Below are 11,815 nucleotides of genomic sequence, written 5' to 3' on the forward strand. Positions count from 1 at the left end.
CACATTCGCCCCCGGCATCGTTGTGCCCTGTAAGAGCACGGCAACCAGGAGGACCGATGAGCAAGCCACGACGTACGACGCCGGCACCCGCCACCGCGGCGCCCGCGCCCCTGCCTGTGGGCGGGGCCAAGTCCCGTCCGGGGGTGAAGGCAAGTGTCGGCACCGCGGTGGCCGCCGCGACCCTGGCGGCCGTCACCGTGCTGTCCGCTCCGGGCACCGCTCCGGCCCCCGCCTCCGCGTCCGTGACCTCGCGGATTGCCGGGGTGCAGGAGGACATGGCCCGGGCCGTGGCCCTGCGGCAGGTGACCGCCGAACAGGCCGCATTCCTAGAAAACCAGCTGGTCCGGCGGATCCAGGCCGGTACCTAGGGGGAGATTTTCGCGGCCGATTTGCCCGATTCGATTCTTGGCCAAATTCCTTGTATTGTTTTACTGCTCCCACTTGCTGGGTGCGGGTGCCGGACTCCCTGGGAGTGCGGCAGAGAATGGCAGATTACCCGAGTGGCCAAAGGGGGCTGACTGTAAATCAGCTGGCAACGCCTTCACTGGTTCGAATCCAGTATCTGCCACCATTGAAAAAGCCCGGAACCTCACGCCACGCCGTGACGTTCCGGGCTTTTTGCATTTCTCCGGCCGCCAAGGCCGCCGAAACCCGGGGAGCGGGACCCGGTTGCGCCGCGGCGAACTACAGTTAAGCCATGAAATTCGTCGTGCCACTCGTCATCCTTGTGATCGTTTGCCTCGCAGTCATCCTCGTGGCCCGGGTGCTCGGCCGAAAAGGCACCGGTCCGCAGGGCGGGCGGGACGTCGTCGCACCCCGGGCGCGGAAGGCGCGCGGCACGCAAGCCACGCGCAAGGGCGTCCAGATCACCCGCAGCATGGCGGCCGAGGCCAGTGCCCGGCTCACGCCCGAGCAGCACCGAAGCATCTATTCACTCATTGCACAGCAGCAGGTGGTCGGTGCCATCAAGGAATACCGGCACGCCACCAAATCCTCACTGCGGGAGTCGGCCGCGGCGGTGACGGCCCTGGGGCAATTCCCGCAGCCGGCGCCGGAGCCCGGCTGGAGCGCCCCGGCCCCGCCCGCCCGCACCGGCGTCCCGGCCGGGTACCGCTACCGGGCCATCGTCTCCCGTGGCGAGGAGGTCCGCGAGGTGGCCAGCACCCGGCTCAACGAGGACATTTTCCAGCAGATCCGCTCCCTCGCGCTGGGCGGGAATTACGACGACGCAGCCGCACTGCTGCGTCGCCACGCCGACATTGCCGAGGACCAGGCTCGGGAATTCGTTTCCATGATTGGCCCGGAGGAGTAGCCGCCCGGTGCGGCGGCAGTTCTTAAACACGCGTGCCCGATCCCTGGACGGGGCCGGGCCTTGGCATTGGGTGGCACTTATCGAGACGCGGGGGACCCCGCTTCCAAGGTGAAGCCGTCCTGGTGATGGATCAGCTGTCGTCCCATGCCGGCGTCGAGCTGGATCCACAGGCACTGGCGGTCGCGGGTCACGGTTTCCACGCGGCCGGACAGCCGCCAGCCGCGGTCATTGACGAGGGCCACCGGCTGGTCCGGGGCCAGGGCGGGCCACAGTTCGTGGTCGCCGAGGTGGTCGATGGAACGGTGATGGCTGGGTCGGGTCATGATTCCTCCAGGTTCTTGAGATGGCTAACACCGCAATCGTGCCCGCTCGGGGTGAACGAGCCGTGAACTCGGGGTGTCGTGGGGTCCTGGCGGGAGCGGGCCGGCGGGCAATCGGCGGCGTCGATCGCAAAGACGAGCGAATCAAGCCATGTCCCGCGGATCAGCCGGTCATTTTTGCGGTGGCCCACCTGTTGCATGCCCAGCTTGCGCAGGACGCCGGCGGAGGCGGTATTTTCCGGCCGGCAGGTGGCCGTGATGCGCCCCAGGCGCAGAGTGGAGAAGCCGAAGGTGAGCATGGCCCGGGCCGCCTCCGTCGCGTAGCCGTGGCCCCAGCACTCGTGGCCCAGCACGTACCCGATGTCCGCCTGGTTGCCGGCGCCCAGCGTCAGGCCAATCGAACCGATGGGCGGGCCGGCCGCGACCGTGACGGCCAGGGTGTAGCCGGTGCGCGGGATCGCCCGGGCAGTCTTGGCGCAAAAGTCCAGGAAGTCTCCGGTGTCCCGTCGTGTGTTGGGGCCCCATTCCACGAAGATCGACGTCCGGGGGTCGGAGGCAAAGGCATGCACGGCGTCGAAGTCCGCTTCCGTGAACTCACGCAAGACCAGGCGCTCCGAACTCAATTCCATGGGGCCATCCTAGTTCGCCTTGACAGTTAGGCAATCTAATTATTAGACTGCCTAACTATGAGTGAGGAACTTCTGCAGTTGGCGGGGCGCTACCGCGACATCCTGCGCCAGGCCGTCTACCTGGTGCGCTCCCTTGATGCCGACGGAGAGCTCACTACGCGCCAGGTCAGCACCTTGAACATGGTTGCCGCCGATCCCATGCGGGTCAGCGCGATCGCCCGGTATTCGGGCATTCGGGTGCCCAGTGCCACCGAGCAGGTCATCAAGCTCGAGGCCGCCGGCCTCGTGGAGCGCATCGCCGATGACTCCGATGCCCGCGTGGTTCTGGTCCGGCTCACGGACGCCGGCCGGGCGCAGCTCGGCGCGGCCAACGCACGGCGCAACGCAACCATCGCGGAGGCGCTCGAGACGCTCAGCGACGAGGAACGCCTCGCCATATCCAACGCCATTGCCGCCATTGCGAAGCTCAACGCGGCACTGACCACCTGAGCGGCATCCTGCCCACCAGGTATTTGAACCAGCCATAGAGGAGAAAACGTGCAGGCCAAGACGGCGGAAAGCACAACCCGCGGGATCGAAACCGCACGTGTCGATGAGAAACTCTCGATGCTCAAGCAGCCCAGGGCCGTGTGGGCGGTGGCCTTCGCGGCCGTCTTCGCGTTCATGGGCATCGGACTGGTTGACCCGATTCTGCCGGCCATCGCGGCGAACCTGCGGGCCACGCCCAGTGAGGTTTCACTGCTGTTCACCAGCTATTTCTTGGTCACGGCCATCGCCATGCTGGTCACCGGATTTGTTTCCTCGCGGATCGGCGGCAAGAAGACGCTGCTGATTGGGCTGTCCGTGATTGTGGTCTTCGCGGCCCTCTCCGGCATGTCCAACACGGTCGGTGAGCTCGTCGGGTTCCGGGCCGGCTGGGGGCTGGGCAATGCGCTGTTCGTGGCGACGTCGCTGGCAGTCATGGTGGGCGTTGCCTCCGGCGGTGCGGCCACCGCGATCATTTTGTACGAGGCCGCGCTGGGCCTGGGCCTGTCCCTTGGCCCGCTCATGGGCGCGCTGCTGGGCGGCTGGCAATGGCGGGCGCCGTTCTTCGGCACGGCAACGGCCATGGCCATCGCGTTTGTGCTGTTGATCATCTTGCTGCCCGCGACACCGGCGCCCGCGAAGAAGACCCGGCTGCGCGATCCGCTGCTGGCGCTCGGGCACAAGGGCCTGCGCACCACCGCCGGCAGCGCCCTGTTTTACAACTACGGCTTCTTCACCATCCTGGCGTTCGTGCCCTTCATCCTGGGCTTTGACGCCTACGGCATTGGGTCGGTGTACTTCGGCTGGGGCGTGGCCGTGGCGGTGTTTTCCGTTTTCGTGGCGCCACTTGTACAGCGCCGGTTCGGCCCCACGCGGGCCCTCATGGGATCGCTGCTGGGCCTGATGGTCGTGTTGGCGGGACTGGCCCTGGCCGCCGGGCACTCGGTGCCGGCGATCGTGGCCCTGACGATCATCTCCGGGGCGCTGCTGGGCATCAACAACACGCTCTTCACCGAACTGGCCATGTCCGTCTCGGACTCCCCGCGGCCCGTCGCCAGCGCCGGCTACAACTTCGTGCGCTGGATGGGCGGGGCCATGGCGCCGTTCCTGGCCGCGAAGATCGCCGAGCACTCCAACGCAAGCGTCACGTTTTTCGTCGCCGCCCTTGCGGTCCTGGTCAGTGCCGCCGTCATCTTTGGCGGACGCAGGTACCTGACGGCACACGAGCCCCACGGAGTGTAGGGCCGCCCGGGCGCTCACGCGCTGAGCGAAATTTATAGCCAGCCTTCAGGGCCGTCCCGTACCGTTGGGGGATGGCTACAGTTGATATCACCACCGAGTCCTTTGGCCCCACCATTGAAGGCAACGACATCGTGTTCGTTGACTTCTGGGCCTCCTGGTGCCAGCCGTGTGTGCGGTTTGCGCCCACCTACGAGTCCGCGTCCCAGAAGCACGACGACGTCGTCTTCGCCAAGGTGGACACCGAGGCGCAGCAGCAGCTGGCGGCCGAGGCAAACATCACCTCAATCCCCACGCTGATGGCGTTCCGCGAGAAGGTGCTGGTCTTTGCCCAGCCCGGCGCCCTGAACGGCGCCCAGCTCGACGAGGTCATCACGGCCGTCAAGGGCTTGGACATGGCAGATGTGCACGCCGCGGTCGCCAAGGCGCAAAGCGAAGGCAAAGCCGCCGAGTAACTCCTCCGCCCGTCCTCGAGTGCGTAGATAATGACCCCATCCGGCCCGGATGGGGTCATTATCTACGCACTCGCCGTGCCGGCCGGTCAGCGCCGTTCCCACGCGACCGGCTCGGCCAGGAGCGCGCTGAGGGACTCGTTGAGATCCTGGAGGGCGATTCCCTTGCCGTGCATCTCGAGATCCTGCTCGGACGCCCACTGTTCGGTCAAGACGATTCTCGTCTCCGACTCCTCGGTGATTTCATACCGGAGGCACCCCGGCTCCTCCAGGACCTGCTCGATCGCGATGTCCAGGGCGAGCTTCACGCGGAAGAATTCGCCGTCATTGGGGATGAAGATGGCCTCAAGGTTGATGATCTCACTCATGGGATCAGCCTAGGCGACGGACCCGGCGGGCCGGGACAGGGTTCCAAAGTGTGAACGCGCCGCGAGCCTAGCGGGCGGACACGCTCAGTGCCGGCGGTGGTCCTGGATGGTCATGCGGGGGCCGAACGCCGGCTTGCGAAAACCACTCAGGTACAACATGCGCACCACCCGCTGCCGGTGCCCGCGCCACGGCTCCAACAGCTCGAGCATGCCGGCGTCATCGACGGCCCGCCCGGACAGCGCCCACCCCACATAGGCCGCCAGGTGGTAGTCGCCCACGGCCACCTGGTCGGGATCCCCGTGCGTCCGCTGCGTCACTTCCGCCGCCGTCCACGGCCCGATCCCGGCAATGGCCTGCAATTTTGCGGCGGCGTCCGGGGCGGGCAGCCGGGCCAGCCGTTCCAGGCCCGACGCCGATCCCAGGATTCGCATGACCGTCGCCGAGCGCTGTGGCCCGACCCCGGCCTTGTGCCACTCCCAGGACGGGATGGCGGCCCACCGCCTTGGGGTCGGGGCGACCAAGAGGTCGGCCGGGATGCCCGCAATGCTGCCGGCGCCGGGGGCCGGGGTGCCAAAGGTGCGCAGCAGCGTCGCATAGCCGCGGTGGGCCTCAAGCGAGGTGACCTTTTGTTCCACAATGGCCGGGACCAGCGCGTCAACCACCCGCCCGGTGGCGGGCAGGCGCACGGCCGGGTGCCGGCGTCGGGCCTCCCTGACAAGCGGGGGCAGCGAGGAGGCGAACCCGGGGGAGTCAAAGAGGGACCAGTCGTCATGGGCGCCCAGCAGCGCCGGCACGCCCGCGAGCGCGTGGTCCGCCCCGGGTCCCCAGGCGCGTGCGTGCACCGTGGTGCCGGCGGACCGGAGGCCCAGGGTGGCCGGGCCGTCGGGGGTGTTGAAGGCCAGCCAGGCCCCGTCCGGACCCAGGCGAACCGTGCGGTCCGCGGGGCCGCGGCCGATGATGCCCAGCGTCTGGTGCAAATTGTAGGGTCCGCCGGCATCCCAGGCCAAGGCGGGACCGGTGTGCGTGGCGGTGGCGGTCATGGTTCCATGGTCGCACGCGGAGCCGACGGCCGGTGGCACGAGGCTCGGAGTGCACCCTATATTGGCCAGTAGCGATAGTCGTTAAGGATGGGGTAAAGATGGCTGCTTGGTCGACGGTTGGATTCGCCATAGTGCTGGTGGGCCTGGCGGTCCTGTTCACGATCCTGCGCCGACGAGGCGGTGCCGACCCCACGCACGACGGATACCGGGCAACCACGGTGACCCGGGTGGCCAAGGTGACGCGCGCCGTCGCATTTCTCTTCGTGGCGGTCAGCACCGTGGGGGCGGCGAGCGAGGTTGCCGCCAATTCCTTTAGCCCGATGGTCAGGGTCACCCTGCCGGTCCGGGAATTTTGGCCGGCCACGCCGGCCGGGGTGGAACTCTACAACCAGCACGCGCAGGTGGTCGGCGGCGGTTTCACGCAGGCCGTGGTCAGCGTGCACGGCCTGGACCTGGCCACCCGGATCTGGCTCACCGCGGGAACCCTGCTCCAATGTGCGGTCGGGGTCATCGTCGGACTGCTGATTGCCGATCTCTGCCTGGGCGTCTTGAACAAGACCCTGTTCCGGCCCGGGCTGATCCGCGGGATTCGCCGGATCGCCGTCACCGTCCTGGCCGGCGGCATCGCCTGGCAGCTCTGCCACCTGGTGGGCGGAAATCTCGCCGCCCGCCAGGTGCTCGGCGCGTCCGGGCAGGACATCGGGCTGCCGACGGCCGGGTTTGCCTGGGACATCAACTTCTGGCCGATCGGGGCGGCGATGGTGCTGTTTGTGCTCGCCGCCGCGTTTCGCCACGGCGGCATGGTGCCCAAGGATGCCGCGGGCCGAACCGGCGGCTGACGACGTGCCGGCCGTGCCGCCGTCGTGCCCGGCCAACAGCACGTGACCCGCAATAGATGTCGAAAACCGCCCCGAAATTGACGATTTCCGACATCTATCGCGGGTCAGATCATAGGGCGGAGACGCGGCGGGCCGTCTGCTCCAGGACGTCCCGGCACGCCAGGATGGCCGGACGACGCCGGCTGGCGCGCCGGGCGGAGGTGAAGACCGTGCGCCGGGGCAGGCCGGGCAGGTCGATGAGCGTGAGCGCCGGCGGCCGGCCGGTCCACATGAGGTCGGGGAGCAGGGCCACGGCATTGCCGGACTCAATGAGCCGGATCTGGGCCTGGAGGTCGGCGGTTTCAAAACGGACATCGGGCTCAAAGCCGGCCTGCCGGCACGCCTGCTCGGCCCAGTGCCGCGACGCCGCCCCCCGCGGTTCCATGACCCACGGCAGTTCCGCCGTATCCTCGATGTGCGTGATCGAGCCGCCGCGCAGCCGGGCCATGCCGCCGGAAACGCCCGCCGGCGGGACGGCCAGCCGAATGGCATCGGTGGTCAGGACCACCCGATCCAGCTCGGGGTGCCGAGGAGCGGCATGGCCCGGGTACTGCTCGGCCACCACCAGGTCAAAGTCCCGCGCCCAGGTTTCATACAGCGCCGTCTCCGGTTCGCGCTGCGTCATCTCGATCCGGACGTCCGGATAGGTCGCCGCCATGGCCGTGAGCATCTCCGGCAACAGCGCCAAGGCGGCGGACTGGAAGACGGCCAGTTTCACCGTCCCGGTCACCGAGGTCAGCGAGGCGGACATGTCCGCCTCGGCCCGTTCGAGTGTTTCGAGGATTTCCGCCGTGTGCGCCACCAGGATCTCCGCCTGCGCCGTCAGCTGGACGCGCCGGCCCACCTTGCGCAGCAGTTTGACGCCCGCTTCCTTCTCCAGCTGCGCCAGTTGCTGGGACACGGCGGACGGGCTGTATTGCAGGGCCAGGGCCACGTCCGCCAGGGTGCCGCGAATCTTCAATTCACGCAAGAGGCGCAGGCGCTTGACGTCCAGCACGGGACCCTCCTCATAAGTTAGTGGAATTGACTCATAATCATCATAAATCACCACTTTTACTTATTGAATATTCCTCGCATACTGAGGGTGGGGGAACCGTTGCCGCGTCACCGCCGACGYGCCGACCGGCCCCCGCCGCACCCGCCTGAGCCCAGTAGAAAAGAACGCACCAACGACCATGACCAGCCCCATCACAGCGGCCACCGCCGCGAACATTCCGGATCCCGGCGACGATCTTGCCGAGGAAACCATCGCCCTTGTCCGGCATTGGCTCACCGAGGCCGCCAAGATCCCTGCGGATGTTTCGGCCCAACGCCTGGCCGGGGTCCTCAAGGACCCCAACGGACTGGACTTCACCGTCGGGTTTGTCGACGGCGTGATCCGCCCCGAGGACCTGGCCGTGGCCGGCCGCAACCTGGCCACGCTGGCCCCCAAGGTGCCGGCTTTCCTGCCCTGGTACATGCGCGGGGCGGTGCGCCTCGGCGGCGTCATGGCCCCGGTCATGCCGCAAATCGTCATCCCGATCGCGCGCAAGGTGCTCCGCGAGATGGTGGGCCACCTGATCGTCGATGCCACCGACGCCAAGCTGGGCCCGGCCATCGCCAAGATCCGCCGGGGCGGGGTGGATCTGAACATCAACCTCCTGGGCGAGGCCGTCCTCGGCGAACACGAGGCCGCCCGCCGCCTGGAAGGCACGCTGCGCCTGCTGGCCCGGAACGACGTCGACTACGTCTCCATCAAGGAATCCTCCACCGTGGCCCCGCACTCCCCCTGGGCCTTCGAGGACGCCGTCAACCACGTGGTGGAGAAGCTCACGCCCCTGTACACGCTGGCCAATTCCTTCCCCAAGCCCAAGTTCATCAACCTGGACATGGAGGAATACAAGGACCTGGGCATGACCATCGCCGTATTCAAGCGCATCCTGGACAAGCCCGAATTCAAGACCCTCGAGGCCGGGATCGTGCTGCAGGCCTACCTGCCGGACACCCTGGCCGCCATGATCGAGCTCCAGGAGTGGGCCGCCGCGCGCCGCGCCGCCGGCGGCGCGGCCGTCAAGGTGCGCATCGTCAAGGGCGCCAACCTGCCCATGGAACAGGTCCAGGCCTCCGTCTACGGCTGGCCGCTTGCCACGTGGGGGACCAAGGCGGACTCCGACACCAACTACAAGCGCATCGTGAACTATGCACTGACCGCCGAGCACATCAACAACGTGCACATCGGCGTGGCCGGGCACAACCTCTTCGACGTCGCCCACGCCTGGCTGCTCGCCAAGGACCGCGGCATCGCCACCGACACCGGCCAGCTGGAATTTGAGATGCTGCTGGGCATGGCCACCGGCCAGGCCGAGGCCGTCCGCCGGGACGTCGGCTCCCTCCTGCTCTACACGCCGGTGGTCCACCCCGGCGAGTTCGACGTCGCCATCGCCTACCTCATCCGACGGCTGGAGGAGGGCGCCAGCCAGGACAACTTCATGTCCGCCGTGTTCGAGCTTTCCGAGAACGAGGCCCTGTTCGAGCGCGAGAAGAACCGCTTCCTGGCCTCCCTGGCGAAGCTGGACACCGACGTCCCCGCCCCCAACCGGGTRCAGGACCGCACCGCGCCCGCCCGGCCGGCGGCCACGGATGCCTTCGCCAACACCCCGGACACGGACCCGGCGCTGCCGGCCAACCGCGCCTGGGGCCGGGAGATCCTGGCCCGCATCCCGTCCTCGACCCTGGGCAACGACCTTGTGGAATCCACGCGCGTCGGCGACCTCACCCAGCTCAACGCCATCGTGGACACCGCCCTGGAGCACGGCCAGGCGTGGGGTGCCATGACCGGCGCCGAGCGCGCCGCCATCCTGCACCGCGCCGGCGACGTGCTGGAGTCACGGCGCGCCGAGCTCATGGAGGTCATGGCGCACGAAACCGGCAAGACCCTCGACCAGGGTGACCCGGAGGTCAGCGAGGCCATCGACTTCGCCCATTACTATGCCGAGCGGGCCAGGGAGCTGGACGCGGTCGACGGCGCACGGTACGTCCCGGCGCGGCTGACCGTCGTGACGCCGCCGTGGAACTTCCCCGTGGCCATTCCGGCCGGCTCCACGCTCTCGGCGCTGGCCGCGGGCTCCGCCGTCGTCATCAAGCCGGCAACCCAGGCGCGCCGCAGCGGCTCGCTGATGGTCCAGGCACTGTGGGACGCCGGCGTGCCCCGCGAGGTTCTGGCGCTGGTGCAGCTGCAGGAGCGCGAGCTGGGGCGGGCGCTGGTCTCCCACCCGAGCGTTGATCGCCTCATCCTCACGGGCGGGTATGAGACGGCCGAGCTGTTCCGCAGCTTCCGCACCGACCTGCCGTTGCTGGCCGAGACCTCGGGCAAGAACGCCATCATCGTCACGCCCAGCGCCGACCTGGACCTGGCCGCCAAGGACGTGGTCCAGTCCGCCTTCGGCCACGCCGGGCAGAAATGCTCCGCCGCGTCCCTGGTGATCATGGTCGGCTCCGTGGCGCAGTCCGCCCGCTTCCGAAACCAGCTGATCGACGCCGCCTCCAGTTTGTTCGTCGGCTACCCGGAAACCGCCACCACCCAGATGGGGCCCGTCATCGAACCGGCCGCCGGCAAGCTCCACACGGCGCTGACCACCCTGGACGCGGGCGAAGCGTGGGCGATCGAGCCGAGGCAGCTCGATGAGACCGGCCGCCTCTGGTCCCCGGGCGTGCGCACCGGCGTCGCGGCCGGTTCCCACTTCCACCTGACCGAGTTCTTCGGACCGGTCTTGGGCGTCATGACCGCAGACACCCTTGAGGAGGCCATCGCCCTGGTCAACCGGATCGACTACGGATTGACGTCCGGGCTGCACTCGCTGGACTCCGCGGAGATCGGCCTCTGGCTGGACACCGTCCAGGCCGGGAACCTGTACGTGAACCGCGGCATCACCGGGGCGATCGTCCAGCGCCAGCCGTTTGGCGGCTGGAAGAAGTCGGCCGTCGGGGCCGGCACCAAGGCCGGCGGCCCGAACTACCTGATGGGCCTGGGCAACTGGGTTTCCCGGCCGTCCACGGCCGACGCGCCGCTGGGCGACGCCGCCAAGAAGATGCTCACGGCGGCCTCATCCGCCGGCCTGTCCGCCGACGAGCTGGCCTTTTTGACCCGCTCCCTGCACAGTGACGCCGCCGCCTGGGCCTCCGAGTTCGGCACGGCCAAGGACGTCTCCGCCCTGTCCGCCGAACGCAATGTGTTCCGCTACCTGCCCTTGCACCCGCTGGTCCGCCTGGCCGAGGGCGAGCCGGTGGTCAAGCTGCTGCGCGTCCTCGCGGCCGGGATCGTGGCCGGGGCCACCCCGGCGGTCTCCACCGCCGTCGCCCTCCCCAACGCCGTCCAGGCGCTGTTGGTGAGCCTGCGCATCAGCGTCACCGTGGAGAACGACGCCGCCGCGCTGGCCACCGCGCGGCGCTTCGGGGCCGGGCGCCTGCGCCTGATCGGCGGGGATTCCTCGGCCGTCCATGAGGCAACGAACGGCCGCCCCGACCTGGCCATCTACCACGGCGAGGTCACCGAGGCCGGGCGCGTGGAAATGCTGCCGTTCCTGCACGAGCAGGCCGTCAGCATCACCGCGCACCGCTTCGGCACCCCGAACCACCTCTCGGACGGGCTGATCTAGCCGGGCGCCTACTCCTGGGAGATGCGCACGGTGTTGCCGGAGGGATCGCGGAAGGCGCAGTCCCGCGGGCCCCACGGCTGGGCGATGGGCTCCTGGAGCACCTCGGCACCGTTGGCCCGGGCCTGTTCGAACGTTGCGTCGAGGTCGTCGGTGCGGAACACCAGCATCGGCAGCACGCCCTTGGTGAGCAGTTCCTGGAGGGCGTCGCCGTCGGCCTGGGAGCGGCCGGCATGCGGTTCGGAAATGACGATCCCCAGGCCCGGCTGCGCGTCGCTGCCCAGCGTGACCCAACGGAAGCCGCCGGAGGCGACGTCGTTGAGCACGGACAGGCCCAGCGCATCGCGGTAAAACGCGATGGATTCATCGGTGTTGTTGACGGTGACATTGGTGTACTGCAGTGAAATGGTCATGACCCCT

General features: G+C 68.5%; 13 protein-coding genes and 1 tRNA gene. 8 read left to right on the top strand and 6 right to left on the bottom strand.

What is annotated here, in order from left to right; genetic code table 11:
* Positions 1-56 precede the first annotated feature (56 nt).
* The 3 genes from AB4Y80_RS03205 (at position 57) to AB4Y80_RS03215 (ending at position 1,312) form a co-directional block, all read left to right on the top strand.
* On the top strand, positions 57-368 hold the full coding sequence (locus tag AB4Y80_RS03205; RefSeq protein ID WP_442211888.1) for a hypothetical protein: 312 nt from the start codon (positions 57-59) through the stop codon (positions 366-368).
* A 118-nt stretch (positions 369-486) separates the two neighbouring features.
* Positions 487-571 (top strand) — tRNA-Tyr (locus AB4Y80_RS03210).
* Between the two features lie 138 nt (positions 572-709).
* Positions 710-1,312 (top strand): hypothetical protein, encoded by a 603-nt coding sequence (locus tag AB4Y80_RS03215; protein ID WP_442211889.1) that lies wholly within the window; start codon positions 710-712, stop codon positions 1,310-1,312.
* A gap of 77 nt (positions 1,313-1,389) precedes the next feature.
* On the opposite strand, the gene AB4Y80_RS03220 is transcribed toward AB4Y80_RS03215, so the two are convergent.
* Both AB4Y80_RS03220 and AB4Y80_RS03225 read right to left on the bottom strand, forming a co-directional pair.
* Positions 1,390-1,635 carry a hypothetical protein gene (locus AB4Y80_RS03220; protein WP_442211890.1) on the bottom strand — a complete coding sequence of 82 codons (246 nt, stop codon included), beginning with the start codon at positions 1,633-1,635 and terminating at the stop codon, positions 1,390-1,392.
* Positions 1,632-2,261 carry a GNAT family N-acetyltransferase gene (locus AB4Y80_RS03225; protein ID WP_442211891.1) on the bottom strand — a complete coding sequence of 210 codons (630 nt, stop codon included), beginning with the start codon at positions 2,259-2,261 and terminating at the stop codon, positions 1,632-1,634. Before AB4Y80_RS03225 ends, AB4Y80_RS03220 begins: the two co-directional genes overlap by 4 nt.
* Before the next feature lie 57 nt (positions 2,262-2,318).
* Here AB4Y80_RS03225 and AB4Y80_RS03230 point away from each other — a divergent pair, with 57 nt between their 5' ends.
* The 3 genes from AB4Y80_RS03230 (at position 2,319) to AB4Y80_RS03240 (ending at position 4,480) form a co-directional block, all read left to right on the top strand.
* Positions 2,319-2,750, top strand: a complete 432-nt coding sequence (locus AB4Y80_RS03230; protein WP_442211892.1) for a MarR family winged helix-turn-helix transcriptional regulator — start codon at positions 2,319-2,321, stop codon at positions 2,748-2,750.
* 48 nt (positions 2,751-2,798) lie between these two features.
* Entirely contained in the window at positions 2,799-4,028 is a 1,230-nt protein-coding gene (locus AB4Y80_RS03235) for an MFS transporter (protein ID WP_442211893.1), read from the top strand.
* Positions 4,029-4,099: 71 nt separating this feature from the next.
* Positions 4,100-4,480 (top strand): thioredoxin family protein, encoded by a 381-nt coding sequence (locus AB4Y80_RS03240; RefSeq protein WP_442211895.1) that lies wholly within the window; start codon positions 4,100-4,102, stop codon positions 4,478-4,480.
* A gap of 86 nt (positions 4,481-4,566) precedes the next feature.
* On the opposite strand, the gene AB4Y80_RS03245 is transcribed toward AB4Y80_RS03240, so the two are convergent.
* Positions 4,567-4,845, bottom strand: a complete 279-nt coding sequence (locus tag AB4Y80_RS03245; RefSeq protein WP_442211896.1) for a putative quinol monooxygenase — start codon at positions 4,843-4,845, stop codon at positions 4,567-4,569.
* 84 nt (positions 4,846-4,929) lie between these two features.
* The gene (locus AB4Y80_RS03250; RefSeq protein ID WP_442211897.1) at positions 4,930-5,886 is read right to left on the bottom strand and encodes a DNA-3-methyladenine glycosylase family protein; all 957 of its coding nucleotides are present in this window, start codon (positions 5,884-5,886) and stop codon (positions 4,930-4,932) included.
* A 98-nt stretch (positions 5,887-5,984) separates the two neighbouring features.
* Here AB4Y80_RS03250 and AB4Y80_RS03255 point away from each other — a divergent pair, with 98 nt between their 5' ends.
* Positions 5,985-6,725 carry a hypothetical protein gene (locus tag AB4Y80_RS03255; RefSeq protein ID WP_442211898.1) on the top strand — a complete coding sequence of 247 codons (741 nt, stop codon included), beginning with the start codon at positions 5,985-5,987 and terminating at the stop codon, positions 6,723-6,725.
* 109 nt (positions 6,726-6,834) lie between these two features.
* On the opposite strand, the gene AB4Y80_RS03260 is transcribed toward AB4Y80_RS03255, so the two are convergent.
* Positions 6,835-7,761: a LysR substrate-binding domain-containing protein gene (locus AB4Y80_RS03260; protein WP_442211899.1), complete on the bottom strand. Its 927-nt coding sequence runs from the start codon at positions 7,759-7,761 to the stop codon at positions 6,835-6,837.
* 178 nt (positions 7,762-7,939) lie between these two features.
* Between AB4Y80_RS03260 and AB4Y80_RS03265 the strand changes: the two genes are divergently transcribed.
* Positions 7,940-11,398, top strand: a complete 3,459-nt coding sequence (locus AB4Y80_RS03265; protein ID WP_442211900.1) for a bifunctional proline dehydrogenase/L-glutamate gamma-semialdehyde dehydrogenase — start codon at positions 7,940-7,942, stop codon at positions 11,396-11,398.
* Positions 11,399-11,406: 8 nt separating this feature from the next.
* Here the strand turns inward: AB4Y80_RS03265 and AB4Y80_RS03270 are convergent, their stop codons facing one another.
* Entirely contained in the window at positions 11,407-11,808 is a 402-nt protein-coding gene (locus AB4Y80_RS03270) for a VOC family protein (RefSeq protein WP_442211901.1), read from the bottom strand.
* Between the last annotated feature and the right edge of the window lie 7 nt (positions 11,809-11,815).

The sequence above is a fragment of the Specibacter sp. RAF43 genome, from assembly GCF_052114065.1.
In the GTDB taxonomy this organism is placed as follows: Bacteria; Actinomycetota; Actinomycetes; order Actinomycetales; family Micrococcaceae; genus Specibacter.